This window comes from Candidatus Pelagibacter sp., assembly GCF_965262185.1.
GTDB lineage: Bacteria > Pseudomonadota > Alphaproteobacteria > Pelagibacterales > Pelagibacteraceae > Pelagibacter.
In genome coordinates, this window is record NZ_OZ253498.1 from 546,255 (window position 1) to 572,638 (window position 26,384).

The window sequence follows — 26,384 nt, forward strand, 5'->3', positions numbered from 1 at the left end:
ATTCTTCTATTTGCTAATTTTCGATTAATATGTATATAAACCAATCAAATTCAATTAATAAGATAAATTTAATTTAATGAGCAAAATCAAGGTAAATAACCCAGTTGTCGAGTTAGATGGTGATGAAATGACTCGAATTATTTGGGAGTTTATTAAAAACAAATTAATCCTTCCTTATATCGATCTTGGTATTGAATATTACGATCTAGGTATGAAAAGCAGAGACAATACTGATGATCAGATCACAATTGACTCAGCAAATGCTATCAAAAAAATTGGTGTTGGAATTAAATGTGCAACAATCACTCCTGATGAAGCAAGAGTTGAAGAATTTGATTTAAAAAAAATGTGGAGATCTCCAAATGGAACGATCAGAAACATTATTGGCGGGACAGTTTTTAGAGAACCTATAATTTGTAAAAATATTCCAAAGTTAGTTCCTTCATGGACAGATCCTGTAATTATTGGAAGACATGCTTTTGGTGATCAATATAGAGCTACAGATTTTAAAGTGCCTGGAAAAGGTAAAATGGAAGTTAAGTGGACATCAGAGGATGGAAAAGAAGAAATTAAATACGAAGTATTTAATTTTACAGGTCCAGGAGTAGCCCTATCAATGTATAATTTAGATAAATCAATTCAAGACTTTGCAAGATCGTGTTTTAGCTATGGCTTAATTAAAAAGTGGCCAGTTTATATGTCTACAAAAAATACAATTTTAAAACAATACGATGGAAGATTTAAAGATATTTTCCAAGAAGTATTCGATAATGAATACAAAGAAGAATTTGAAAAACATGATCTCACTTATGAACATAGATTAATCGACGACATGGTTGCGTGTGCAATGAAATGGAGTGGAAAATATATTTGGGCTTGCAAAAATTATGATGGCGATGTTCAGTCTGATACTATGGCTCAAGGTTATGGATCATTAGGATTAATGACAAGTACTCTGTTAACTCCTGATGGAAAAGTGATGGAAGCTGAGGCTGCTCATGGAACTGTTACTAGACACTATAGAATGCATCAACAAGGAAAAGAGACTTCTACAAATCCTATTGCATCTATATTTGCATGGACAAGAGGATTGGCACACAGAGGAAAATTAGACAATAATCAAGAATTAATTAAATTTGCTCAAACATTAGAAGCGGTATGTATTGAGTGTGTTGAAAATGGATCTATGACAAAAGATTTAGCAATTCTAGTTGGACCAAATAGTAAGTTTTTAACAACTAATCAGTTTTTAGACGAAATTGATGTTAATCTTAAAAAGAAATTAAATTAAAGATTTTATTTTTTCAAAAGCATCATTGATTTTTGATTGTTCTTGACCGCCTGCTTGAGCAAAATCTTTTCTTCCACCTCCACCTTTACCTCCAATTACTTCAGAGCCGGCTTTAACAAATTTTACTGCATCAAATTTTTCAATTAGTTTTTCTGTGACACCTACAGCAATACCAACTTTGTCATCTTTGCTTGCAAAAACAATTACAATACCTTCACCTAATTCTTTTTTACCTTTGTCTACAAGTTTTCTTAATTCTTTAGGTGGAAGATCTTCAACGTTTTGAAACCTTACTTTCACCCCGTTAACATTTTGATCATTAACTTTATTTTTGGATTGGTCTTGTAAAATTGAATTAACTGATAAAGTTTCTAATTGTTTATTTAAATTTTTGATTAAAACTTTTTTATCACTTTCATCTAAATTAGGTTTTCCACCAAGATCTGAGATTTGCTTACTTAATTCATTGATTTGTTCATCATCTTTTTCAGATGATAAGTTTAACATTCTCTCTTTATTTTTAAGATAATCATCTAACTGCTTATCTCTTAAAGCCTCTACTCTTCTAACGCCTGCTGCAATTGAAGATTGGCTGATAATTTTAAATTTACCAATATCACCAGTGTTTTTTACATGAGTTCCACCACATAACTCGGTTGAAAAGTATTTTTCTCCTTCATCCCCCATCGACAATACTCTTACTTCATCTCCATATTTCTCACCAAATAAAGCCAATGCTCCATTATCAACTGCCTCTTTAGGTGTCATTATTCTTGTAGTTACATCTGATTGTTTAGAAATCATATCATTTACATGACTTTCTATTTTTACCATCTCATCATCTGAAATTGGCTTCATATGGCTAAAATCAAATCTTAACCTTTCTGGCTCAACAAGAGATCCTTTTTGGGTAACGTGCGGACCTAAAACTCTTCTCAAAGACTCGTGTAATAAATGAGTTGCTGAATGATAAGCTCTTGTATCATTTCTTTTCTCAATATTGATTTTCATTTCAACATCCTGCTCTAATTTTATTGAACCTTTTTTCACCTTTCCGTAATGAACAAATAAATCTCCCAATTTCTTTTGAACGTCAGTTACTTCAAATTCAAATTCATCCTTAGAGATCATTCCAGTATCACCAACTTGACCTCCAGATTCAGCATAAAATGGTGTTTGATTGACAACGATAATACCTTCATCACCAGCATTTAAAGTATCAACCTCTTTATGATTTTTAAGAAGTGATTTGATCACTCCTTGTGCTTGATCATTTTCATATCCTAAAAATTCTGTAGCTCCATGTTTTTCTTTTACACCATACCAAACTTGCTCAACTGCACTATCTCCAGATCCTTTCCAATTTTTTCTAGCAAGCTCAATACTTTCTCTCATCAGCTCACCAAATCTATCTTTATCAAATTCTAAAGATTTTGATTTTAAAATATCTTCAGTAAGATCAATTGGAAAACCATAAGTTTCATAAAGTTTAAAAGCAATGTCACCTGGTAAAACTTTATCTATCTTTGAAATTTCATCATTTAAAATTTTAATTCCTCTATCTAAAAGAACTAAAAATTTTTCTTCTTCCATTTTTAAAGTCTCTTTTATTAAAGACTCTGCTCTTTTAAGTTCAGGATAATTTCCTGACATTTCATTTAATAGGGTATCAAACAATTTTGAAAAAACTGGATCTTTAGCTCCTAACAAATGAGAGTGTCTCATTCCTCTTCGCATAATTCTTCGAAGCACATATCCTCTTCCTTCATTAGAAGGTAGCACTCCTTCAGCAATTAAAAATGAACTTGCTCTTAAGTGATCAGCTATAACTCTAAAACTTGATAGATTAGATTTATCAGATTTAATTTTAATTATATCTGAAGCTGAATTAATTATTTTTTTAAAGTGATCTGTTTCATAATTATCATGAGTACCTTGAAGTAAAGCAGCTATTCTTTCTAAACCCATTCCAGTATCTACAGATGGTTTTGGAAGATTTATTCTTTTATCTTTTGTAACTTGTTCAAATTGCATGAAGACTAAGTTCCATATTTCAATAAATCTATCTCCATCTTCATTTTTGGTACCAGGCAATCCTCCATGTAAATGGTCACCGTGATCAAAAAATATTTCTGAACAAGGTCCGCATGGGCCTGTTTCTCCCATTGACCAAAAATTATCTGATGTTGCTATTCTAATAATTCTATCATCGCTAAAACCTGCTATTTTCTTCCAAAAATTGAAGGCTTCATCGTCTTCATGGAATACCGTTACATAAAGTCTATTTTTATCTATTCCAAAATCTTTAGTGATTAAATTCCATGCATAATCAATTGCTTGCTCTTTAAAATAATCTCCAAATGAGAAGTTTCCTAACATTTCAAAGAAAGTATGGTGTCGAGGTGTGTAACCTACATTTTCTAAATCATTATGTTTTCCGCCTGCTCTTACACATTTTTGTGAAGTAGTAGCTCTTACATAATCTCTTTTTTCTAAACCTGTGAACACGTTTTTAAACTGGACCATTCCTGAATTGGCAAACATCAGCGTTGGATCATTGTTTGGAACCAAATTACTAGACTCCACAATCTGATGATCATTCTTTTCAAAATACTTTAGGAAAGTATTTCTAATTTCATTGAGAGTTTTGTCTGCCATATTTTTAAAATACAGCTTTTTTATTTTATGTCTAGATGCAGTACGGGAAAAAAGGCGCTTAAATTAAGCGCCTTTTATTAATAAAGATGACCTATTAATTCTTTTTAGATGGAGGAGTAGCTTCTGCTTTATCAGCCTCTTCTTTTTCAGCTACTTTCTTTTCTTTTTCCAATTTTTCAGGATCTATCGGGTTTCCTTCTATTTTTTTAGAAATAACACCAGCTTTTTCTCTAATAGCTAATTCTATTTCAGCAGCTACTTTAGGATTTTGAGCAAGATAAGTTTTAGCATTTTCTCTACCTTGTCCTATTTTTTCACCCTTGTAAGCATACCATGCTCCTGATTTTTCTATAATATCTGCTTTGGAGCCAAGATCGACTAATTCACCCATCTTGCTAATTCCTCTTCCGTACATCAAATCAAATTCAACTACTTTAAATGGTGGAGCTACTTTATTTTTAACTACCTTCACTCTTGTAGAGTTACCAATAATTTCGTCTTTGTCTTTGATAGCACCTATTCTTCTAATATCCATTCTTACAGATGAATAAAACTTAAGTGCATTACCACCTGATGTAGTTTCAGGACTTCCAAACATAACTCCAATTTTCATTCTGATTTGGTTAATGAAAATCATCATTGTGTTTGTATTTGAAATTGAGCTTGTTAATTTTCTTAAAGCCTGACTCATTAATCTTGATTGAAGACCAACATGATGATCTCCCATCTCTCCCTCGATCTCAGCTTTTGGTGTTAAAGCTGCAACAGAGTCGATCACAATAACTGAAATAGAGCCTGATTTTACTAGCGTATCAGCAATTTCTAATGCTTGTTCACCAGCATCTGGCTGTGAGATTAAAAGTTCTTCAGTATTTACACCTAATTTTTTTGCATAAACTGGATCTAAAGCATGCTCTGCATCAACGAATGCACAAATTCCACCTGCTTTTTGAGCTTCAGCAACAACTTGCAATGCTAATGTTGTTTTACCAGATGACTCTGGTCCATAAACTTCAATAATTCTTCCTTTTGGTAATCCACCTATACCTAAAGCTAAATCAAGACTTAAAGAACCTGTTGAAACAGATTCAATATCCATAGCTCTCTTTTGGCCAAGCTTCATTACAGAGCCTTTTCCAAAATTATCTGTAATTTGAGCTATTGCAGCATCTAATGCTTTGTTTTTTTCTTTACTATCCATTTCTTGATCTTTAGTAGATTTAACTACTTTTAGGTTACTTTTCGTCATTTTTTGCCTCTTTTTTTACGTTTTTTAACAGTCGAATCATGAATTAAATGTACACATTTTGTTCTCATTAGCAAGATCTTTGTTTTTAGTGAGTAAAAAAGACTAAATTACTTAAGATTTAAATAGTCGCTATTTAAAAGACCTACTGATTTTAAAACTCTGTATTGAGCTAACAAATAGCTTCTTTCAGCTTCAGCAAGATTAATTTTTGCGTTTATTAAGTTTGATCTAGATTGAAGAACATCAAAAGTAGATCTTCCAGATCCACTTTCATACTCAAAGCTAATTCCTTCAGTTGCAACTTCTGAAGCTTTAACTTGTGATTGTACAGCTTGTAAAAAGCTTCTTGAAGATTGTAAAGTTGACCAAGATGAAGTCACTGATTGTGTATTATTTTTTTGAGCGTTCTCTAAAAGTAATCTTTTCATACCTTTTGCTTGAAGATTTTTGCTTACATTAGATTTATTTTTTCCACCAAATTGAAAAGGCCAAGAAACAGTAGCTTGTAACACATCTTTTTCTCTTTCATCATAAGTTGCACTTAAATCATCGGTATAAGTTCTCTCTAATGAAATTTTTGCTGTTGGTGAAAGATCAGATCTTGCAATTTTTACATCTAGTTCTGATTGTCCATATTCTATTTCTGCAATAATTAATTCAGGACTTTTCTCTAAAGATATTTTTTTAGCTTCATTTAAATTTTTAGGGATTGATACTTGAGCATTATATATTTTTTTTAATTTTTCTTCTTCTGCAATAGTTCCAATTATATTTTCATAATTTAATTTACTGGTTACTATATTATTTTGAGCTTCAATGTATCTTGCTTGTGCTCCAGCAAGAGAAGATTGGGATTGTGCTAAATCTGATGCTGTGATTTGTCCCCTGCTTAATCTTGCATTATCTAATTCGAATTGTCTTTGAAGTAAATTTACGTTTTCTTCATTAATATTTAATTTTTCATAAGCTAAAATTAATCCTGTATAGGCTTCAATAGCTCTTAAGAATATTTCTTGTTCTTTTTTAATTAATTTTGCTTCTGTTAAATTTAATCCTAACTTACTTTTTTCATATTCTGTTTTTCGTCCACTTCCATCAAGTAATGTTTGCTCAAGTTTAATTGAAGCTGATCCTGTGTTTACATCTGTAACTGATGCATCTGCACCACCTTGTGTAGTAATTTCATTTGTTTCCTCAAATTTTTTCTTACCTGTAAGAGTTAAAGTAGGCAATAAATCACTTCTAGACATATTGATTACTTCTTGTTGGATTTCTAAATTTTTTCTCTCCGCTTGAAGCTCAAGATTGTTATCAAATGTTTGTTGTAGGGCTTCTTTTAAAGTTGCTGAAAATGCACTTAATGGAAAAACTAACGTACAAAAGATAATTATTAAAAATTTTTTCATTTATTAAATTTTATTGTCTTAATTTGATGATTGCTATTTAAATTTAATATAATTGTAGAATATTTTGGTGCAAATTTAAACATGTTCTGTGTAATTCTTTGGTAAGTTTGCATAAAATTAATAACATCTCCTTTGCTCATTATTTTATGACTAGATTTATTTTTAGTATTTAACCACAACTTATGCTCTTGTTTTAGTCTCCATTTCTGAAGCAAACTGAAATTTTTAGCCTTTAGATAAATCAGACAATTTAACTTTGAATATAATTTTTTATACTTCGTCTTTAGTTGCTCATTTACATATTTTCTCCAAATAAGTTTGTGGTCTTTAGTTCTTTCAAGTGAATTAATTGGTTTTTTAAGTGTTTTGTTAACCTCAGCTCTTGCACCAACGCACCAGCCTTCAAATATAATTACATCTGGCTGCTCTTTAATATTGTACCAATTTTTTTGAGGAGATCGGTCATCTACTGCCTTGTTAAAACTTGGCAACTTTATTGATTTAAAGTTTTTACTTTTTGATTTTTTAAAAAAATCTAACATAATTTTTACATCATGTGTTCCAGGCACCCCTCTTGTCATCAAAATAGGATGGACTTTATTGGATAAAATAGATCTTTCTTTTCTAGTTTTATAAAAATCATCAATGGAAATTTTAAATACTTTTAATTTGAAATATTTTTCTAATATTATTTTTATAATTGAACTTATAGTTGTCTTGCCAGTTCCTTGTCCTCCAGCCAAACCAACAAAGTAAGGTTTTTTATTATTTGCTTTTTTTGCAATCCAAAAACATACTGGTATTAGAAAAGATTTTAGCATCTTGTCTTTATTACTAAATTTTTCTTTTGAAGTTTCCTGTGACTTAATAAATTTTAAACAATCACTTTTTACCTTTTTAAAACACTCAGCAGCAGATTGCATTGAACTTTTATTTTTCTTGATCCATTGGATGGTTAAGACCATCAAATTGAGCTATCTCTTTTATATCCTCAACTTTAACTTCATCAACACATCCTAAATTAAACCCTGTCATTGCAGGATTACTTCTTGGATTGTGATGAGTGTAAATCCCGCAATCAGTACAAAAGTAATGGTTAGCAACTTTAGTATGGTATTGATAAAGTTTTATTTTATCCTCACCTTTGGTAAGTTTAAAATCTTCATTTTTAACCATACCCATTGTTGCATTTTTTCTTTTGCAAATTGAACAATTACATCTAACTATTTTTGCTAATTCATTAACTGTAGAATTAATTTCAGCTTCTACAGATCCACAATGACAACTTAATTTCATATATCTCCTTAATTTAAGTTAAAATACTTTTTGCTGCAATCTTATTTCCATCTAAATCACGAACGTATGCATAATAATTTCTATCTTTTCTAACACCTGGTCCACCTTCATCTGTCGCTCCTTTTGAAATTGCAACTTCATAAAATTTATCTACTGCTTCTTTAGTGTCAGCTAATAAAGTAATTTGCGTTCCATTTCCAAAAGTTGCAGGCTCCCCGTTTACAGGATGAGTTACATAAAATTGAACTTTGTCTGGATCACTTGAATGAGCGTAACCTAAATACTTTTCTGTTTTTAAAATTCTTTTTAATTTTAAAGGTTCAAAAACAGCATCATAAAAGTCACCTGACTTTTGATGATCATTGGAACCAACCATGACAAAATCTAAAACATTCATAATCAAACTTAGAATTTATATATTTATATAACCAGCTTAAACTATCTATGGTTGAAGTTATCCACAAGTCCACAATATGTGGATTGGATGTTCACGTTTTGATTCACTTTTGATTCAGTTACAGACTCAAAATACAACCTCTTGAGTGTATTCCATAAATGGTCTATAAATTAGAACAAAACAAGAACATGAAACTAACAATCCCTTATTATCTACATAAAGCAGGTGCTGGTTTTCCTTCTCCTGCAACAGATTATATCGAAGAAGATATCGATCTGAACATGCATTTAATAAGAAATGTTCCAGCAACTTTCATCATCAGAGTTCAAGGTAAATCCATGGTTGATGTTGGCATTAATGATGGAGATTTATTGGTCGTTGATAAAAGTTTAAAACCAAAAAATTTTTCAACAGTGATTGCAAACGTTCATGACGAGCTTGTAGTTAAAACTTTAGTTCAAGAAAGAGATAAAAAATTTTTAACTTCTGGCTCTAAAGAATTTTCTGACAGAATTTTAATTAATGAAGAACAAGATGTTTTTATTTGGGGAGTAGTTACTTATGTCATCCACTCAGTATACTAAAAAAATAGCACTCGTTGATTGCAATTCTTTTTATGTTTCTTGTGAAAGATTATTCAATCCTAAAATAAGAAAAAAACCTGTTGTCGTTTTATCTAATAATGATGGCTGTATCATCTCAAGATCCAATGAAGCAAAAGCTTTAGGAATTAAAATGGGTGAACCTTATTTTAAAGCAAAAGATATTATTATTAAAAATAATGTAAATGTTTTTTCATCAAATTATTCTTTATATGGAGATTTATCTAGAAGAGTGATGCGAACTCTTAAAAGATTTAATTCTGAAATAGAGGTTTATTCAATCGATGAAGCTTTTTTAGATCTATCAAACTTTAAAGATCAGGATGTAGAAAAAGTTGGAAAAGAAATTAGAGAAACAGTTTTACAATGGACTGGTATTCCAACAAGTATTGGGATCGCAAAAACAAAAACATTAAGTAAAGTTGCAAATCATATTGCAAAGAAAAAACAATCAGGTGTTACGAGTTTAATTGGAATAGATAATTTAGATCCTATTTTAGAAAAAGTTGAAATTAATGATATTTGGGGAGTTGGCAGACAACTCACTAAATTTTATCAAAAGCATGGAATTTACAATGCTAAACAACTTAAGAATAAATCTAATACATGGATTAAGAAAAGTTCCAATGTTTTAAGTTCAAGAACAGCGATGGAGCTTAGAGGAATTCCTTGTATTGATTTAGAAACAACTACTACTAAAAGAAAAAGTTGTGTAGTTTCAAGATCATTTGGAAAAAGAATTGAAACGTTTCAAGAATTAAAAGAAGCAGTTGCAAACTATTGTTTAAATGCATCTGAAAAAATTAGATCAGAGTCTTTAGTTGCAAAAGCAATTACTGTATTTGTAAGAACTAGTCCTTTTCATAGAAACTTTGGTTATTATTCAAATGCAAAGACAGTTGATTTTCCAATTGCAACAAACAACAGTATTGAAACAGTTAAAACTGCAGTTTCAATTCTTGAGAGCATATTTAAAAATGGTTATCGTTATCAAAAAGCAGGTGTGATGCTGACAGGGTTATCGAATGCTAGTGATAAAACAAATTTATTTACTTCTGAAAAAGATGAAAAAATAAATAGCTTGATGAGATCAATTGATAATACTAATCATCGATATGGAAGATCAACTTTAAGTGTTGCAAGTGCTGGGGTTCATAAAAAATGGAATATGCGAAGACAGTATTCTTCTAAAATTGATACCGCTGATTTTTATTGTTTACCGACGATTAGAGCTTAAGAGAAATTATTAATTTATTTAACAAAAGTATCATTAAATTGACTAGAGACTCTTACAAAAGTTGTGCATTTACTTAATTGTTTTAAAGATGGTGCTCCTACATAAGTGCAACTACTTCTAACACCACCAAGAATATTTAAAACGGTATCGTTTATTTTTCCTCTATATTTAACCCTAACTTTTCTTCCTTCACTACTTCTATAATCTGCTAAGCCACCATAATGTTTTTTATTAGCAACTTCTGAGCTTGATCCATAGAATTCAATATATTTTGAACCATTTACTTTTACTATTTTGCCTTTCCCTTCATCATGACCTGCCAACATTCCACCTAACATTACAAAGTCTGCACCACCTCCAAAGCCTTTTGCAACATCACCAGGACATGTGCAACCTCCATCAGCAATTATATGTGCACCAAGTCCATGAGCTGCATCTGCACATTCTATAACAGCACTTAATTGTGGATACCCTACTCCTGTTTGAATTCTAGTTGTACAAACACTTCCAGGTCCTATTCCAACTTTTACTATATCGGCACCACTTAAAACTAATTCTTGGGTCATGTCTGCAGTTACAACATTTCCTGCAATAATAGTTTTAGTTGGATATTTTTCTCTTACTGATTTGATAAAATTTGTGAAATGCTCTGAGTAACCATTTGCAACATCAATACAAATAAATTTGAAAAAACTAAATTCCTTTAAAACCTTATCTAAGTTTTGAAAGTCTTCTTTTTTAATACCAACACTAAGTGCAATATTTGGGTAGATTTTTTTAATATTTTTGTTTTGTTTTATTTTTTTTATATCATGTTGCTTTGTTAAACATGTGATCATTTGATGATCATTTAATTTTTCGGCAATACTTAGTTCGCCAACACCATCCATATTTGCTGCCATGATAGGAATGCCTGACCACTCATTTTTACTATATTTAAATCTATACGTTCTAAGAAGATTAACGTCTTTACGACTTTTTAATGTACTTCTCTTGGGTCTGAATAAGACATCAGAGTAATCTAATTTAAGCTCTTCTTCAATTCTCATTAACAAAAAGGCTATAGTTTCTAAAATACAATTTCAATTCAAATTATAGGCTGTGGATAAGTTTTTTATTAAGCTTTAAAAAGCTTATCAGACAAGTTTTGCAATTTATCTCCGAAGAAAACTTCTTTTTCAATTCGATTAAAATCTAGATCAAATACTGTAGACATAGCAGATGCATAAACTGATCGTGCATCAATAGTAGCATTTAAATCTCTACCTTGATAAAGCTCTTTTCTCTTTAACCCAGGCCAATCAGAATAAACTTGGCTTTTCTTTAATAATCCACCAGCCATAAACAAAGCTGTACCATATCCATGTTCTGTACCGTTTCCTCCATTTTGAGCTATAGTTCTTCCAAATTCCGTGACTGTTAAAATTACTGTATCTTTGTAAGAGTCCTCAAGATAAGCCTTCAAATATCGGATAATTGAGTCCATTTCTTCAAGACATTTTGTATGAGTTCCATTTACTCCACCTTGAGCAGCATGAGTGTCAAAACCATTTACTTCAAATACAGCAACTCTTGGGCCATTGGGTTTGGATAAATATTTTCCTGCCTCCACTGCAAGATTTCTATTATTTCTAGCATCAGAACCAAAACTGCCACCTACACCCATCTTTTGTTCATTTTTACGAACTTTTATAAAATTCATCATATCTAATAATTCTTCTTCAGATCTATCAGCATAAATTGATCTTAATAGTTCGAGTGTTTCTTCTCTAGGTAATCTTCCGTCGGCTGGATAAAAGTTATCATTTTTAGGAACACCTCTTAATAAGAGTGGCATAGGTAAAGACAATGCCAAGCCATCTCCTTTTAAATTAGCTAGCTTCATGCCTCTTCCAAGCCATCCTGTTTTTTCTTGATATGGAACTCTTCCCCCAGACTCCATTAAGTTTTGACCCTCAAAATGTGATCGAGCTGTGTAAGGTATGCTTGTGGCGTGAATAATTGATCCTGAATTTGCTTTCCAGCACTCATGAAAACCATCCAATCGTGGATGTAATGCAAAATCAGAATCAAGTTTTATTGGGTTTTCTATTAAAATTTTTTTTCTTCTTTTTTCAAAATTTTTATCTCCGATAACTGGGACAGCTGTTAGGCCATCCATTCCACCTCTTAACATTATAACAACTAAATTTTTCTTTCTAGAAGTAGAGGCTAAAACTGGAAAATTAAATCCAGCTAAAAATAAAGAAGTTGCAGTTCCTTTTAAAAAATCTCTTCTTGATATTTTCATGCTTTTAATACCTCTGGTAAGTTAAATAATATAATATGCTTTTCCTCGTTTGTCTTTGCTCTCGAAACAATATTTAATATTTCGTCTGAATTATCAAAATTATTGGTAATTATTTTTTCATGAATATTGTCACTTATTTGATCATCAACATTATATTTATGAAATGCAGTTTTGGCATACATTATTCTTCTTATGATCATTTCAGTAGACATCCAGTCTTTTTCTAAATCTGAATATCCATTAGGTTGTTTTTGCTTATAAGGATGACATCCTAAATCTTCTAAAAACCAACGCTGCCAATTAATTAACCCAAATGGTTTCATACCTAATGGATGACCATCTATTATTTTTTCTTTAGTTGGATATGAATAAGTTGATCCTGACATATTAATAGTAGTGAGCCACCAATTTTCAGGATTTTGAAATTTTCTATATTTATCATTATATTCAAATGCAACTTTTATAGCTGCTTTATGAACCTCTGGAAGAAATCCATCTGACTGTTCCCAAGCTTTAACAACTGGTGCAATCATTTCTGTTGTTGGGTTATCAGTAATTAAATATCTACAAAGTTTTGTAGCTATAAATTCTCTGCAGGATGGATGGTTAACCAAATCCTTAATGGCTTGTTTCAATGCTTTTCTTCCTGATTTATATTCTTTTCCTAAAACTAATTTTTTACCTGGCTCATGTCTTTCACGATCGAACCTGACATCACTTCCGTTATCTTTAGTTTTGCTCCACTTAGGTCGCCAACCTGTCATAATTTTTGCTAATTCTATAACATCTTCTTGTGAATAACCTGCCTTTGGTGAAATCGTATGAAGCTCCATTAATTCTCTTGCATGATTTTCATTTAATGTTGCTGGTCTCTTTTCTCTTCTTCTCCATTCTTGCCTTGCGCTTTCTGACTTAGGACCAACATTTTCTTTATTATCAAGATGCATTATCATTGGCCAAGCTAAAGTTGCTTCTGTTGCCAATGTCTCAAAATTTTTATCCATATTAGCTCTAATAAAATCTCTCTGATATGCTCCAGTAGAATACGATCCTAATGTTTGTGTATCACTTATTGTAAAATGGTTTCCCCAAAAATACCAAAGCTTAGCTAATACTGGATGATCGCCTCTTATTCCTTCAGAGTGTCTTATACAAATTTCATTAGCTGGCCAAAATTTTTTACCTGTATCATTTTCTAATTGACGCTGAGCTCTTCTGAGTCCTTCTGGATCATTTTTATATTTTTTTCTTAAAGTTGTATTTTCCTCAACTCTTTGAGTGATCCAATACTTTCTCATTTCCTTTTCTGAATAGATATGTTTTCCAGTCCAGTTGAATTCAGGAATTTTTTCAACTTGTTTTTGAGCCCAAACTAGTGGATCTGATGGCTCTTTTTCATCAGGCTTTAAACCAAAAGCAACTTTTCTAAAAAAGTTTTTCATTATTAATAAAAATAAACGAATTATTTTATTTTATCAATATCGTGGATATTTGTTAAAGAATTATTAAATTCTTCAATATTTTCTCTTAAAGCTAAACTAGAAATTGAATAAATCATTATTAATAATAAAACTAAAGGCAATGAAGTAACAACTGACGCATTATTTTTGATTAACAGAATATAAAAAACAATAAATAAAGCTGAACGAATTAAAACTGTTTTTCTGAATACACCTATTATTGAAAGAGAATGTTTAAGTAATTTAAAAAAACTCATTTGAGATGGACCAAAATATCTTTTTCCTCTAATTGATGGAGAGGAAATTAAATCTTTTTCTATTTTCTTTAATGATCCTGAAAAACTATTCCAAGTAGATTTTTCATCTAACATTTTTTTAACAGTTGCTTTTGAAAGGCATGTAAAATTTCCAAATTTAATAGATTGCCCTGTAAATGCTAAAGTTAAAAATTTGTGAAATTGGTAACACAATTTAAATATCATATTTTCTGATCTTTTAACCCTTTCACCAACTATAGATCTGTCTCCAGCTTCCTTTGATAATTCTATAAAATTTTTGATTTCTTCAGGTCTATCTTCACCATCGCCGTCCATGGGAATGACATAGTCAAATTTCTTTTTTTCATAGATATACTTCAAACCAGAAGCAATGCATCTTGCATGACCTTTGTTTTCTTTCATATTTATAATTTCAATTGACTGAATATTTTCAATATTTGGGTATTCATCAATGATTTGTTGTGAAGAAGCATCATTAATTACCACTAAAGATATTTCAGAATTTAAATCTTTTATCTCATGATTAATATTTTCAATTAACAACTTCAAAGACTCACGGTCATTGTAAACAGGTACTAAAATGACATATTTCATAGATTATCTTGATCCAACACAGATACTATCAAGACACATATAATCTTTCAATTGATCAAGTTTTTCTCTTTCAACTATACCTTCCCAAACTGGTCTAGATTTTAAATGATATGACAAATTACCTGCATTCCATTCATCTCCAAGGACTACATTAATCTTTGAGTCAAACTGTTGATCCCATGCGTATTGAGTTTTTATAGCAATTTCTTTACCTAGATAATCTGTTCTTTTGTGATCGCTTGTAATTGAAACATAAGCGTAAAGAACCGGTGACAAAAAGAAAAAAAATAGAAAACCAATCATGAATGGTTTTAATTTTTTTATATTTATTTGAGATTGAAATACGTAAACGATTAATGTTCCAAAAAATAGATAAAATGGTGTCATCCACATTGTTCTAATTTTTGATCCTGTTATCAACGAAGTTAGAAACATAAGAGCAATCGGTAAAATATTAATTGCCAACAAAAATATTAAATTTTTATCTTTAAAATTTATTTTATATTTAATCTTTTTAACTAATAACAAAGTTAGAATTATAAATGGTATTAATATACCAATTTGTTTTGCTAAGAATAATAATGGAAATTTGATGTGATCAATAAAACTTGATTGCTCTAAACTCGTTCTTGCAAGTCCATAAGTAATTGTAATGAATTCATTATTGTTAAGCCAAATTATATGGGGAACTAAAGCAACTATAAATACCTCTATTATAATTAAATATTTAAAATCAAACTTTCTTTCTTTTTTTATGATTAAATAAATAAATAAAAAAGCAATAGATACTAATAAGTAAATGAACAAATATTTTGATAAAAATCCTAATGCACCAAATAAACCAATTAAAAAACAATCCCAAAACTTGATATTTTTACCACTATAAATTTTCCAAGAATAATATGCAGTTAAAGACCAAAAAGGTAACTGGCACACATTTACGTTAAACTCAGGTGTAGTAAAATTATAAAAATAAATCGTTTCAATTAATAAAACTGAAATTAAACCAAGAAATTTATTTTTAAGTATTTCGTTAGAAAGTTTGAATATATAATAAAAAGAAATAATTACAAAGATTTGGCTCAGTAAATAATAAGCCCAATCCTGTGAACCAAAAATTTGAAAGAAAACTTCCGGAAAAAAAGCACTCATAGGAGGGTGCTTATTGAAACCCCAATCTAAATTACTTCCCCAAGCTAGAGCTTCAATTGTGTCTAAGGGTAAATTTTGATTTGTAAGAGTTGGGATCAACGTCCAAAAAATGAGATGAGATGTAACAAAAATGTAAAAAAGATTATCTATATTTTTGTTATTAACAGTCATTATGTAAATATTTATAACAATTCAGCTTGCTTGACACCCCTATTTTGCTGAATATACTCCCACCATTCAAAATTAAGCTATGCCAAAGACTGCTAAAGCAAAGAAAAAAGTTTCTAAACAAAAAAATAAAGTTGCAAGTAAGCCAAAGAAAACTGTGGCTTCAACAACTAAAAAAGCTCCTATAAAAATTTCAAAAAATTACGTTCCAAAAGAAACTGAAAAATACATGTGTGAGAAACATAAAGTATTTTTTAGAATGAGATTAAATGAATGGAAGAAAGAATTAATTAAATCAAACAATGAAGCGCTATACAATGGAAGTATGGATGACAACAATATTTCAGCAGATCTAGTAGATCAAGCAAGTTCATACATCGATAAAAATGTAGAAATGAAAGCAATTAACAGACAAATTAAATTAATTTCTGAAATCGATAAAGCTTTAAGAAGAATTATGGATGATACTTATGGGTATTGCTTAGATACAGCTGAACCAATTGGTTTAAAAAGATTAATGGCAAGACCTGTTGCTAAATACACAATCGCTGCACAAGAAAAACATGAAAAAGAAGAAAAAGTTCATGTGGATGATTAATTAAGGTTTTGGTATTTTTGCCTCTTTATCCATAAAAGCATATCCTTTTATAACTGCCTCACGTTCAGAAATCTCTTGATACCATCTAGATAAGTTATGATAATTTTTTAATCCAATATCATGCCATTCATGTCTTGCTAACCACGGCCATGCCGCAATGTCAGCAATGGTATAATTATCTCCAGCTAAAAACTTAGAAACTTTTAATCTTGTATCTAATTCTCCGTAAATTCTTTTAGCTATTTTAAAATATCTTTGCTCACCAAATTCACTTTTTCCAGGATTATAATGATGAAACTGATGATGCTGACCAATCATAGGACCAATAGTTCCCATTTGAGCCATCAACCATTGATTAATAACTAATCGATCTTCTTTATTATAAAATTTTCCACTTTTTTCACCCAGGTACATCAATATTGCACCAGACTCGAAAATACTTTTATTATTTTCATGATCAGTAATTACAGGAATTTTACCAAATGGACTTATCTTTAAAAAATCTGGACTAAATTGCTCGTCGTTTCCTATATCAATCTTTGTTACTTTGTATTCATAACCAATTTCTTCTAGCATAATACCAATCTTCCAACCATTTGGAGTATTAGCAGAAAATAATTCTATCATTTTTTCACACCAAGTCTCTCTTGAGCAGCTTTTGATGTAGTGGTGAATTCAAATCTTAGTTTTTCATCAGGTCTTGCGTACTTAAAACAACCTCTTGCAGCAAGTGCTCCTTCATGAAAACCTGAAAGAATTAATTTTAATTTACCTGGATAAGAACAAATATCACCAATTGCAAATATACCATCAACATTTGTCTCAAAATTTTCAGTATTAACTTCTACTTTTTTTTTATTGATGTTGAGTCCCCAATTTAAAATAGGACCAAGTTGCATGATTAAACCAAAAAATCCTAGAACATAATCAGATTGTAATTCTTTTATTTCTCCTTCGTCATGTTTTATTTTCACAGTACTAATTTGATTATCTCCACTAACAGAGTCCATTTGATATTTAGTGTACAAATTTAATTTTCCCTGATCATTTAATTCTTTTACTTTTTGAACGCTAGATTCGGCTCCGCTAAAGCCATCACGTCTATGAATTAAATTTACTTTTGATGTATTTGATAATTCAATTGCCCAATCTAAAGCTGAGTCTCCCCCACCAAATATAGAAATAGTTTTATCTTTAAAAATTGTTTTATCTTTTATTGAGTAAAATAAAGAAGATGCCTCAAATTTTTCACATTCTTTAACTGGAAACTTTCTGGGTTCAAATGATCCAACTCCTCCAGCAATAATAATTGCTGCTACATCAAACTCTTTGTTTCCACTTGTTTTAACGTGCCAACGATTTTCAACTTTTTTTAGTTCTTCAACTCTTTCATTTAAATGAAATTTAATGTTAAAGGGTCTTATTTGTTGAAGAAGATTATTTGTTAGTTCCTCACCCGTACATTCTGGAACAGCAGGAATATCATAAATAGGTTTATCAGGATAAAGCTCAATACACTGTCCGCCAGCTTTATCTAGATTATCTACGATTTCACATTGAAGTCCTATAATTCCGAGTTGATGAGCACAGAATAAGCCCGTTGGTCCTGCTCCAATAATTAATACATCTGTTTTATTCATCTAAGCTTGCTTTTCTGGAATAGTAACTTCTAATCCGTCTAATTCATCTGAAACTATCAATTGGCAACTTAATCTACTATTTTGTTTTGGCTCATATGCCATATCCAACATATCCTCTTCACCGTCTTCTTTAATTGGAAGTTTGTCTAACCAATCTTCTTTAACATATACATGACAAGTAGCACATGCCATTCCACCTCCACAATCAGCATCAATTCCTGGAATATCGTTTTGAACTGCACCTTCCATCACTGTTAATCCATTTTGAATATCAATAGTATGAGTTTTGCTGTCGTGTGTGTGGTAAGTAATTTTTGCCATGCGTTATATATAGGTTTTTATCTAAATTGAGCAAGTAAGTAAAAACATACTTAGCAATATTTAAGCGTTCTGAGGTTCGGGTACTTCTTTCTTAAAAAAGTAGCTAGTGTCTTCAGTTTGTTTCATTATAGCTGGTAAAATTTCTTTATAAGCATCAATTAAACCATCATTTGTTCTTGGTAATTGATCTTTAATGTGATGATGAAATTTATCTAAATTATAGGATGGAACTGTTGGAAACATGTGATGAGTTACATGATATTCCATTTTCCAATATAAAAAGCTTAAGATAGGATTTAAATACATTTCTCTTGTTGTGTATCTATGATCTTTAATGTTTCTTGCTAAACCAGCGTGTTGAGTAAAAGAAACAAGTTTGTGTAAAGTTCTTCCATAAAATTTTGGTAATAAAAAAAATAAAACTGGCAACCAAGATAATGCAATTAAAGACCACAAAATAATTGCAATCCAAATTGAAACAAAAATTCTGGAATTAAAAATAACTTTTGATTGTGCATTTTCTGGAATGCAGTCTTGCATTACTTTTGTTTTTACACCCAATGCATGTTGAATAATTTCGTAAGCAATACTTTTTTTAAAATAAATAAGTTCCATAAAAGGAATTAAATTCATTAATAAATTTTTTGGCGTGTCTTTTAAATTATTTCCATATTCAATTTCATGATCAAATGGATTTTCTGTTGAATATGTATTTCCATGATGAACAAAGTGTGTGTATCTCCATCTTAATGGTTCAAAATTAGAAAGATATGAAGAGATATAGTAAAAAAATTCATTTAAAGATTTTGATTTAAACGCAGTTTTGTGACCTGTCTCATGCCATAATGGATTTGAAAAACCATAAATGTTTCCATAAACCAAAAACCAAAAAGCAGACCACCAAGTACCCCAAGTTATATATGCTAAGGTTCCTGTTATTAATAACAATCCAAAAAAAACAGAAACATGTTGAAGACCTTTGATGTCTGATTTTTTTGATAGCTCTTTAAGAACCTCTATATCAACTTGGCATCTGTGCCATTTTTCTAATTTTACATCCATAATAAAAAATATGTATAATAACTATACATAATTTTACCTAAGGCAAAAAAAAGGGCAAGTACAAAATTGTACCTGCCCTTAATTTAAATTTTAAGTAAAAATATTACTTAGCTCTACCAGGTTGTTGCATAGCTGCTGCCCAAATGATCAAACCAAAAGCGATCTTGTTCAAGAAGTCAGCTGCGTTGTAAATCACGTTTAGTGAGTTAGCATCTACACCACCTGTTAGGTAACCAAAAATGTAACCTAATGGGTAGATCGCCCAACCTACAGTAACGATCATTCTCATTGCACCAAAAGCAGTTACAAGTGACTTGTTACCACTTTTCGCTGCTCTCTTACCTGCTTCACCAGAGAATACTTCATATAAGATGTATACCCAACCAGCCATACCGATTATGAAACCAAGTGTAGCGTTGATGTATCCAGCTTCTCCTAAGTATCCACCTACTAGCATTACTAATGTACCAATCATTAGTCTCCAGAAAATTCCAGAGTCTGATTTGTTTACTGCTGATAGAACAAAATAGAATTCTAACATCAATAATGGTACTGTAATTAACCAGTCAATGTATCTGTATACAGTTGGTGAATCACCAGTAACGATCCATACATCTCTCATATACATGTAGTGTACGAATGCAATACCAGTTACTAGACCAGCAACTGTCATTGAAACTCTCCATCCAGCTGGAACTGAACTTCTTTCTAAGAAAAAGAATACAGTAGCAGCTAAACAAGCCATAGACACTAACCAAAACGAAATACCTACGAAATCGTCTTGAGCCAGCATAGCTGTTTCAGCGTTTGCAACACCAGTTACACCCATAAGAGCAACAACTGTAAGAGCAAACAATTTAAGTTTTTTCATAAAAAACTCCCTCTTCGTTAGTTTTTATTTATTTAGTTTATATAAACTAGACTTAAGTAACCCTAAGCCAAAGTTGGGGTTAAATAGCAAATTAAATTAGTTTTATGAAGACTTAATTGTCATTAATTTGCATTGATTTTACTGAATTTTTAAAATTAAATACAATTTATAAGTTAAAAACCAAAAAAAAACGAAAATCGAATCAAAATAGAATGTCAGAAAAATTTCAAAATATTTACGAAAATTCCATAAGAAATCCTGAAAAATTTTGGCAAGAAGCAAGTGAAGATATCTTTTGGTTTAAAAAACCAACAAAAATTTTAAATAAATCTAATCCTCCTTTCTATAAATGGTTCGAAGATGGTGTTACTAACACTTGTTATAATGCTTTAGACATACACATTGACCAAGGAAGAGGACAAAAAACAGCTTTAATCTACGATAGTCCTATCACAGGTAATAAATCTAAGTTCACTTATGATGAACTTAGAGCAAAAGTATCAAAATTTGCAGGTGCATTAAAACAACAAGGTGTAAATAAAGGAGACAGAATAATTATTTACATGCCAATGATCCCTGAGGCTGTAATTGCTATGCTTGCATGTGCAAGAATTGGGGCCATACACTCAGTTGTCTTTGGTGGATTTGCCTCAAATGAACTTGCAAGCAGAATAGATGACAGTAAAGCAAAACTATTGGTCACTGCTTCATGTGGTTTTGAGCCCGGTAGAACAGTTGAGTACAAACCTTTAGTAGATGAAGCCATAAAAATTGCAAATCATAAAATTGAAAAGATGATTTTGTTTCAAAGACCAGGAAATGAAGTCAAACTAAATGCTCCAACAGAGATTAGTTGGGAAGAAGCAGTCTCAAGTGCAAAAGATGCTGATTGTGTTGAAATGAATTCAAATGAGTTTGCTTACATCCTCTATACATCTGGAACAACTGGAACACCAAAAGGCATTGTAAGAGATACTGGTGGCCATATCGTTGCTCTTAAATGGACTATGAAAAATATCTACAATATTGATACTGACGACATATGGTGGTCAGCTAGTGATATTGGTTGGATTGTTGGGCACTCATACATAGTTTATGCTCCTCTGTTCAAAGGATGCACTACCGTTTTATTTGAAGGAAAGCCTGTTGGAACTCCAGATGCTGGAGCCTTTTGGAAAATTATCTCAGACTATAAGGTAAAATCATTATTTACTGCACCAACTGCATTTAGAGCTATTAAGAAAGAAGATCCAGAAGGTAAATTTTTCTCAAAATATGATTTATCCAGTTTTGAGAGTTTATTCCTTGCTGGAGAAAGAGCAGATCCAGATACAATCAAATGGGCTGAGAATTTATTAAAGGTTCCTGTTATTGATCACTGGTGGCAAACTGAAACCAGTTGGGCAATAAGCTCAAATTGTACAGGAATTGAAATGATGGAAACAAAGTATGGCTCAGCTTGTAAGGCTGTTCCTGGATATGATGTTAAAATCATTAAACCAGACCAATCTTTAGCTAAACCAAATGAAATGGGAGATATTGTTGTGAAATTACCATTGCCTCCTGGAACATTCCCTACTCTTTGGAATGCAGATCAAAGATATAAAGAAAATTATATGACTAATTATGAAGGCTTTTATCAAACTTATGATGCAGGTCACATTGATGATGATGGCTACATTTGGATTATGTCTAGAACTGATGACATTATCAATGTTGCTGGTCACAGACTATCAACTGGTGCAATTGAAGAGGTGTTGTCTGAACATCAGTCTGTTGCTGAGTGTGCAGTACTTGGAATTGCAGATAAACTGAAAGGTCAATTACCAATAGGTTTAGTAGTTTTAAAATCAGGTGTTGGTAAAGATAATGAAACCATTTCAAAAGAATGTGTGCAAATGGTAAGAGATAAAATTGGACCTGTTGCTGCATTTAAGACAGTAATAGTTATTAAAAGATTACCAAAAACTAGATCAGGAAAAATCTTAAGAGGAACAATAAGAAAAATTGCAGATGGTGTTGAGTATAAAATTCCACCAACAATAGATGATCCTGCAATATTAAATGAAATAAAAGAGGATTTAGTAAGTCATAAAATTTTAAATAATGGTTAAAACTTATATATTTTTAGTTGGTGCTATATTTTGTGAGGTTGCTGGAACGATGTTGCTACCAGTTTCTCAAAACTTTACCAAAGTTATACCTACTGTTGCTTTATCAATTTTTTATCTTTGTGCATTTTACCTATTAACTTTTGTTGTAAACAAACTTCCAATTGCAATTGTCTATGCAACATGGAGTGGTTTAGGAATTTTTACAATTGCTATACTAGGATATATATTTTTTAAACAAACCTTAGCTTGGCAAGCAATCTTAGGATTATTTTTAATTGTGGTAGGGGTAATTCTAGTAAACAGTTTTACAGTTAAGCTTAACTAAATTGCAAAGGAGTTCCTTCTGGATCTCCTAAAATTTGACTATCCTGCATTTTAATTTTTCCTGCAACGATAGTGTGAGTGGGTGTTCCTTTGAATTTAAATCCATTAAATGGAGACCATTTACATTTACTTTCAATATTTTCATTTTTAATCTCAATTGTTTTGTTCATATCCACAATTGTAAAGTCAGCATCATAACCTTCTTTAATAAATCCTTTATTTTGAATTCCAAAAATTTTAACTGGGTTTTCACAAACAAAATTCATCAATTGATTTAAACTAAGTTTTCCATCATTAATATGATTTAACATCACTGGCATTAAAGTTTGAACACCTGGCATCCCTGAAGGAGTCTTGGGATAAACTTTATCTTTGTTCTCTTTTAAATGAGGTGCATGATCTGATCCAATAGTATCATTAAAATTATTTCTCACCCCGTACCATAATCTATCATAATGAGATTTGTCTCTTAGTGGAGGATTCATCTGAGCATATGTTCCAAGTTTGTCATAACAATCTGGAGCGTAAAGAGTTAAATGTTGAGGAGTTATCTCAAAAGTAATGTTGCCCTTATGCTGAGAAAGAAAATCAATCTCTTCTTTCGTTGTTATATGAAGAACATGGGCTTTTTTCTTATATTTTTCAGCAATTCTTACAATTCTTCTCGTGGATGCTATTGCACATTCTACACTTCTCCATATTGGGTGCGTATGAACATCTCCTTCTTTAATTAATTTTTTATTAATCTTTAATATTGCTTCATCTTCAGAATGAACTGCAACGACTTTTGAAGCGTTTTGAAAAACTTTATCTATATCATCTTCTTCAGCAACCAATAAATTACCTGTGGAGGATCCTGCAAACAACTTAATTCCGCAACAACCTTCTAAATTTTTTAAACTCGCTAAATCGTCTGCATTATCAGCGGTTGCTCCAAAGTAAAAAGCGTAATTGCAATACATTCTATTTTTAGCAAGATCTAGTTTTCTCTGAAACTCTTTCATGTTTGAAGTTGGAGGGTTAGTGTTTGGCATCTCAAATACACTGGTTATCCCACCTGCTATTGCTGCCCTACTCCCTGAATGAAGATCTTCAGTATCAGTTGATCCAGGTTCTCTAAAATGTGTTTGAGTATCTATACATCCAGGCAAAACTGTTTGACCTTCGGCATTAATTGTCTCTTTTGCTTTGTCTGAAATTTGACCAATCTTTTGAATTTTTCCATCATTTATTGCAACATCAACATTTTTTAATTCACCATCGATGTAACATTGTCCATTTTTGATTAAAAGATCTAACATTCTGAGAAATTGTTATTATATTACATTCTATAATTAATCAATTATGAATATTAAAAACGTTTACATTTTAGAAGATAGATCAATTCTTTACATAAATGGAGAAGACGCAAAAGATTTTCTACAAAATCTTATCAGTAATGACATAAATAAAGTAAATGAGGTTAGTAGTTGTTTTACGTCCTTATTAACTCCACAAGGGAAATTTTTATATGAATTTATAATTGTAAAACATAAATCAGGATATCTTTTAGACTGTGAAAAGTATCAAGCAGATGGATTGTTTAAGCAGTTATCTCTATATAAGCTAAGATCCAAAGTTGAAATACTTAATCTAAGTAATGAATTTGTTGTGGCAGCTTTTTCTTATGAAAAATTTTTAAAATTTGATGAAGCAAAAAATCAATTAGGATTTACTATTAAATATAGAGAAGATCCTATTTTTTTAGATCCAAGAAATAAACAATTAGGAGCAAGATTAATTATTAATTTAGAAAAACTTTATTTATCCTTAAAAAAACTAGATCTTCATGATGCTGATGTTAAAGAATACTACTCTTTAAGTCATACCCTTGGAATAGTTCCGAAAGATTTAAACAAATTACAAGATAAGTTATTTGGTATTGAGTGTAATTTTGAAGAACTAAATGGAATAGATTTTAAAAAAGGCTGTTATGTTGGCCAAGAAAACACTGCTAGAATTAAATTAAAAAATAAACTTTCAAAAAGATTAATGCCTATAAATAAAATTAATGGAAAATTAAATGCAGGAGAAAGTATTTTTAATAATGAAAATGAGATAGGTAAAGTGTTAATAGATAATGATTACCCCTTCGCTTTAATCAAATATTTAGATGAAAACTTTGATGAAAAAGTTAATTTTAAAACCAAAGAAGCTTCAATAAACATAAAAAAACCAGTTTGGATTAGTTAAAATTGAAATTTGGTGCGGTCGGAGAGACTCGAACTCTCATGGACTTAGTCCACACGGCCCTCAACCGTGCCTGTCTACCAATTTCAGCACGACCGCGATATGTCTCATAATAAATGAATGACAATTATGTTTCAAATTGGTAAAAAACTTCATGGAATTTACACAAGAAGTACGTAAAGCAACAGATCCAATTTACCAAAAAATTTCAAAGGTGATGCCTGAGATAGAATGGTCAGTGCACGCACCATACATACATAAAATCAATAAATTAAAAAAAGATAAGAATGCAGTAATTTTAGCTCACAACTATCAAACACCAGAAATTTATCATGGTGTTGCTGATTTCTCTGCAGACTCACTTGCGCTAGCTATAGAAGCTTCAAAAACTTCAGCAGATATAATTCTAATGGCAGGAGTTCACTTTATGGCTGAAACTGCAAAATTAATGAGCCCTAATAAAAAAGTAATTTTACCTGACATGGAAGCGGGTTGTTCTTTATCTTCCTCAATTACTGGTAAAGATGTGAGATTACTAAAAGAGAAGTACCCAGGTGTTCCGGTAGTATCATACGTAAATACCTCAGCAGAAGTAAAAGCTGAAACAGATGTTTGTTGTACATCTGCAAACGCAGTTAAAATTGTTAAATCTCTTGGAGTAAAAAAAGTCATTTTTTTACCTGATGATTATCTAGCAAAGTACGTCGCATCTCAGACCGATGTAGAAATTATATCCTGGAAAGGGATTTGTATAGTACACGACCAATTTAATAAAAAAGAGATTGAAGATATTAGAAAAAACAATCCTGGAATTAAAATTATTGCTCATCCAGAATGTCCACCTGATGTAATTGAAGCAAGTGATTTTGCAGGATCTACTTCTGGAATGATAAAATATGTAAAAGACAATCAACCAAAAAAAGTAATGATGGTAACCGAATGTTCAATGAGTGACAATATTCAAATAGAAAACCCAAATGTAGACTTTGTTAAACCATGCAATATGTGTCCGCATATGAAAAAGATCACTTTACCTAAAATTTTAGACTGTTTGGAAAACGAAACTGGTGAAATTATAATGGATAAAGAAACAATTGAAAAAGCGAGAATATCTGTAGAGAGAATGGCAGCTATTGGCAGATAATTA

Annotated in this window: 25 protein-coding genes and 1 tRNA gene; 8 read left to right on the forward strand and 18 right to left on the reverse strand. The window is 31.0% G+C overall.

Annotated features, from left to right (window positions below):
* Nucleotides 1–76 precede the first annotated feature (76 nt).
* A complete protein-coding gene (locus tag ACQY31_RS03110; protein ID WP_428080760.1) occupies nt 77–1,291 on the forward strand; it encodes an NADP-dependent isocitrate dehydrogenase in 1,215 nt (404 codons plus the stop codon).
* Here the strand turns inward: ACQY31_RS03110 and alaS are convergent.
* The 6 genes from alaS to ACQY31_RS03140 all read right to left on the reverse strand — a co-directional run bounded on the left by alaS (nt 1,283) and on the right by ACQY31_RS03140 (nt 8,297).
* Nucleotides 1,283–3,949 carry an alanine--tRNA ligase gene (alaS, locus tag ACQY31_RS03115; protein WP_428080762.1) on the reverse strand — a complete coding sequence of 889 codons (2,667 nt, stop codon included), beginning with the start codon at nt 3,947–3,949 and terminating at the stop codon, nt 1,283–1,285. The two genes, ACQY31_RS03110 and alaS, sit on opposite strands and share 9 nt — an antisense overlap.
* A 94-nt stretch (nt 3,950–4,043) precedes the next feature.
* Nucleotides 4,044–5,198 (reverse strand): recombinase RecA, encoded by a 1,155-nt coding sequence (gene recA, locus ACQY31_RS03120; RefSeq protein ID WP_428080764.1) that lies wholly within the window; start codon nt 5,196–5,198, stop codon nt 4,044–4,046.
* Nucleotides 5,199–5,305: 107 nt separating this feature from the next.
* Entirely contained in the window at nt 5,306–6,604 is a 1,299-nt protein-coding gene (locus ACQY31_RS03125; protein ID WP_428080766.1) for a TolC family protein, read from the reverse strand.
* Nucleotides 6,601–7,569 carry a uridine kinase gene (locus ACQY31_RS03130; protein ID WP_428080768.1) on the reverse strand — a complete coding sequence of 323 codons (969 nt, stop codon included), beginning with the start codon at nt 7,567–7,569 and terminating at the stop codon, nt 6,601–6,603. Before ACQY31_RS03130 ends, ACQY31_RS03125 begins: the two co-directional genes overlap by 4 nt.
* Nucleotides 7,535–7,900 (reverse strand): GFA family protein, encoded by a 366-nt coding sequence (locus tag ACQY31_RS03135; protein ID WP_428080770.1) that lies wholly within the window; start codon nt 7,898–7,900, stop codon nt 7,535–7,537. The genes ACQY31_RS03130 and ACQY31_RS03135 overlap by 35 nt, the downstream gene beginning before the upstream one ends.
* A gap of 13 nt (nt 7,901–7,913) precedes the next feature.
* Nucleotides 7,914–8,297: a VOC family protein gene (locus tag ACQY31_RS03140; RefSeq protein ID WP_428080772.1), complete on the reverse strand. Its 384-nt coding sequence runs from the start codon at nt 8,295–8,297 to the stop codon at nt 7,914–7,916.
* A gap of 188 nt (nt 8,298–8,485) precedes the next feature.
* Between ACQY31_RS03140 and ACQY31_RS03145 the strand changes: the two genes are divergently transcribed.
* Nucleotides 8,486–8,881, forward strand: a complete 396-nt coding sequence (locus ACQY31_RS03145) for a LexA family protein (protein ID WP_075506508.1) — start codon at nt 8,486–8,488, stop codon at nt 8,879–8,881.
* On the forward strand, nt 8,859–10,136 hold the full coding sequence (locus ACQY31_RS03150; RefSeq protein WP_428080774.1) for a Y-family DNA polymerase: 1,278 nt from the start codon (nt 8,859–8,861) through the stop codon (nt 10,134–10,136). The genes ACQY31_RS03145 and ACQY31_RS03150 overlap by 23 nt, the downstream gene beginning before the upstream one ends.
* A 14-nt stretch (nt 10,137–10,150) precedes the next feature.
* On the opposite strand, the gene ACQY31_RS03155 is transcribed toward ACQY31_RS03150, so the two are convergent.
* From ACQY31_RS03155 to ACQY31_RS03175, 5 genes are all read right to left on the reverse strand, one after another.
* Entirely contained in the window at nt 10,151–11,185 is a 1,035-nt protein-coding gene (locus tag ACQY31_RS03155; RefSeq protein ID WP_428080776.1) for a GMP reductase, read from the reverse strand.
* 68 nt (nt 11,186–11,253) lie between these two features.
* Complete coding sequence (locus ACQY31_RS03160) at nt 11,254–12,426, reverse strand: DUF1501 domain-containing protein (protein ID WP_428080778.1); 1,173 nt, start codon at nt 12,424–12,426, stop codon at nt 11,254–11,256.
* Nucleotides 12,423–13,868 carry a DUF1800 family protein gene (locus ACQY31_RS03165; protein ID WP_428080780.1) on the reverse strand — a complete coding sequence of 482 codons (1,446 nt, stop codon included), beginning with the start codon at nt 13,866–13,868 and terminating at the stop codon, nt 12,423–12,425. Before ACQY31_RS03165 ends, ACQY31_RS03160 begins: the two co-directional genes overlap by 4 nt.
* Nucleotides 13,869–13,888: 20 nt before the next feature.
* Entirely contained in the window at nt 13,889–14,758 is an 870-nt protein-coding gene (locus tag ACQY31_RS03170) for a glycosyltransferase (protein ID WP_428080782.1), read from the reverse strand.
* A 3-nt stretch (nt 14,759–14,761) separates the two neighbouring features.
* Nucleotides 14,762–16,081, reverse strand: coding sequence for a glycosyltransferase family 39 protein (locus tag ACQY31_RS03175; RefSeq protein ID WP_428080784.1), 1,320 nt, complete (start codon nt 16,079–16,081; stop codon nt 14,762–14,764).
* Nucleotides 16,082–16,160: 79 nt separating this feature from the next.
* Between ACQY31_RS03175 and ACQY31_RS03180 the strand changes: the two genes are divergently transcribed.
* Nucleotides 16,161–16,676: a TraR/DksA family transcriptional regulator gene (locus ACQY31_RS03180; RefSeq protein WP_428080786.1), complete on the forward strand. Its 516-nt coding sequence runs from the start codon at nt 16,161–16,163 to the stop codon at nt 16,674–16,676.
* On the opposite strand, the gene ACQY31_RS03185 is transcribed toward ACQY31_RS03180, so the two are convergent.
* The 5 genes from ACQY31_RS03185 to ACQY31_RS03205 all read right to left on the reverse strand — a co-directional run bounded on the left by ACQY31_RS03185 (nt 16,677) and on the right by ACQY31_RS03205 (nt 20,570).
* The gene (locus ACQY31_RS03185) at nt 16,677–17,303 is read right to left on the reverse strand and encodes a glutathione S-transferase family protein (RefSeq protein WP_428080788.1); all 627 of its coding nucleotides are present in this window, start codon (nt 17,301–17,303) and stop codon (nt 16,677–16,679) included.
* Entirely contained in the window at nt 17,300–18,316 is a 1,017-nt protein-coding gene (locus ACQY31_RS03190; protein ID WP_428080790.1) for an NAD(P)/FAD-dependent oxidoreductase, read from the reverse strand. Before ACQY31_RS03190 ends, ACQY31_RS03185 begins: the two co-directional genes overlap by 4 nt.
* Nucleotides 18,317–18,637: a 2Fe-2S iron-sulfur cluster-binding protein gene (locus ACQY31_RS03195; protein ID WP_428080792.1), complete on the reverse strand. Its 321-nt coding sequence runs from the start codon at nt 18,635–18,637 to the stop codon at nt 18,317–18,319.
* Nucleotides 18,638–18,697: 60 nt separating this feature from the next.
* A complete protein-coding gene (locus ACQY31_RS03200) occupies nt 18,698–19,699 on the reverse strand; it encodes a fatty acid desaturase (RefSeq protein ID WP_428080794.1) in 1,002 nt (333 codons plus the stop codon).
* 103 nt (nt 19,700–19,802) lie between these two features.
* Nucleotides 19,803–20,570 carry a bacteriorhodopsin-like gene (locus tag ACQY31_RS03205; RefSeq protein ID WP_428080796.1) on the reverse strand — a complete coding sequence of 256 codons (768 nt, stop codon included), beginning with the start codon at nt 20,568–20,570 and terminating at the stop codon, nt 19,803–19,805.
* 212 nt (nt 20,571–20,782) lie between these two features.
* On the opposite strand from ACQY31_RS03205, the gene ACQY31_RS03210 reads away from it, so the two are divergent.
* Both ACQY31_RS03210 and ACQY31_RS03215 read left to right on the forward strand, forming a co-directional pair.
* The gene (locus ACQY31_RS03210; RefSeq protein ID WP_428080798.1) at nt 20,783–22,684 is read left to right on the forward strand and encodes a propionyl-CoA synthetase; all 1,902 of its coding nucleotides are present in this window, start codon (nt 20,783–20,785) and stop codon (nt 22,682–22,684) included.
* A complete protein-coding gene (locus ACQY31_RS03215; protein WP_428080800.1) occupies nt 22,677–23,009 on the forward strand; it encodes a DMT family transporter in 333 nt (110 codons plus the stop codon). Before ACQY31_RS03210 ends, ACQY31_RS03215 begins: the two co-directional genes overlap by 8 nt.
* Here ACQY31_RS03215 and ACQY31_RS03220 read toward each other — a convergent pair.
* Entirely contained in the window at nt 23,002–24,309 is a 1,308-nt protein-coding gene (locus tag ACQY31_RS03220) for a dihydroorotase (protein WP_428080802.1), read from the reverse strand. The two genes, ACQY31_RS03215 and ACQY31_RS03220, sit on opposite strands and share 8 nt — an antisense overlap.
* 43 nt (nt 24,310–24,352) lie before the next feature.
* Between ACQY31_RS03220 and ACQY31_RS03225 the strand changes: the two genes are divergently transcribed.
* The gene (locus ACQY31_RS03225; RefSeq protein WP_428080804.1) at nt 24,353–25,240 is read left to right on the forward strand and encodes a YgfZ/GcvT domain-containing protein; all 888 of its coding nucleotides are present in this window, start codon (nt 24,353–24,355) and stop codon (nt 25,238–25,240) included.
* Between the two features lie 10 nt (nt 25,241–25,250).
* Here ACQY31_RS03225 and ACQY31_RS03230 read toward each other — a convergent pair.
* Nucleotides 25,251–25,336, reverse strand: a tRNA-Leu gene (locus ACQY31_RS03230).
* Between the two features lie 55 nt (nt 25,337–25,391).
* On the opposite strand from ACQY31_RS03230, the gene nadA reads away from it, so the two are divergent.
* Nucleotides 25,392–26,381 (forward strand): quinolinate synthase NadA, encoded by a 990-nt coding sequence (gene nadA, locus ACQY31_RS03235; RefSeq protein ID WP_428080806.1) that lies wholly within the window; start codon nt 25,392–25,394, stop codon nt 26,379–26,381.
* Nucleotides 26,382–26,384: the final 3 nt, after the last annotated feature.